This is a genomic window from Candidatus Desulfolinea nitratireducens, assembly GCF_982879505.1.
This window is the reverse complement of record NZ_CEYOSI010000167.1, coordinates 1,047-2,017: the sequence shown is the minus strand read 5'-3', so window position 1 is coordinate 2,017 and position 971 is coordinate 1,047. Positions and strand designations below refer to the sequence as shown.

Below are 971 nucleotides of genomic sequence, written 5' to 3'. Positions count from 1 at the left end.
CCGAGTCACCTTGCGTCCGGAACTTACCCCGAGCTTGGCACGGATGATCGCCAAGAAACAGCGTCAACTTACTTATCCCTTGCGCTGGTGGTCCTTTGGCCCATTTTGGCGATATGAACGTCCGCAAAAAGGGCGCTCTCGTGAGTTCTTCCAGTGGAATATTGACATGCTGGGACCTGATACTCCAGAAGCGGATGCAGAACTGATCGCTGTTGCCGCGAGTTTTCTGAAATCGGTCGGACTCAGCCCGGGGCAGGCTACCATTTACGTAAATAATCGCCGTTTGATGGATTCCCAATTCGACGCGATTGGGATCCCGGCAGAATCCCGTTTATTGGTCTCCAATCTGGTGGACCGTCGCAACAAGATGAAAGAGGATGCCTGGCAAACCTATGCCCTTGAAGCCGGCCTGAACCGATCCCAGCTGGGTGGTCTGATCGCCTTGCTTGAGAATAAAGATCTCTGGAAAGAATGGGAAGATTTACGCCGTCTATTCACTGCGTTGGATGCCCTAGGCGTGAGCGAGTATGTTGAGTTTGATGCAAATGTTGTCCGCGGTTTGCTATATTACACAGGCACTGTATTTGAAGCATTTGATGTCAGCGGCAGTGTCCGTCGCTCCCTTTTGGGTGGAGGTCGCTACAACAATTTGCTGGCTGATGTAGGTGGTGATCCACTTTCGGCCGTTGGTTTTGCGATGGGGGATGTGGTGGTTGGGATTGTCCTGGCAGAGAACGGCCTTATTCCGGAATTTGAACCTTCCCCAGCTCCTGTTTTGGTGACCGTTTTTAGTGAAGAATTTTTAGCTGAATCATTGGCCCTGTCTGCCGAATTACGGAAGGCTGGATTGAACGTAACCAATTATCCTGAGCCAGCCAAAATAGCGAATCAATTCAAATTTGCTAACAAGATGGGCATGAAGATAGCCCTTATTTTGGGGGCAATTGAAGTGGAATCGGGGCAGGTTGCGG

Annotated in this window: 1 protein-coding gene; it reads left to right on the top strand. The window is 50.7% G+C overall.

From position 1 onward, the window contains the following. The coding region (locus AC3DOM_RS13265; protein WP_487919527.1) for a histidine--tRNA ligase at positions 1–971 on the top strand (971 nt) is incomplete at both ends.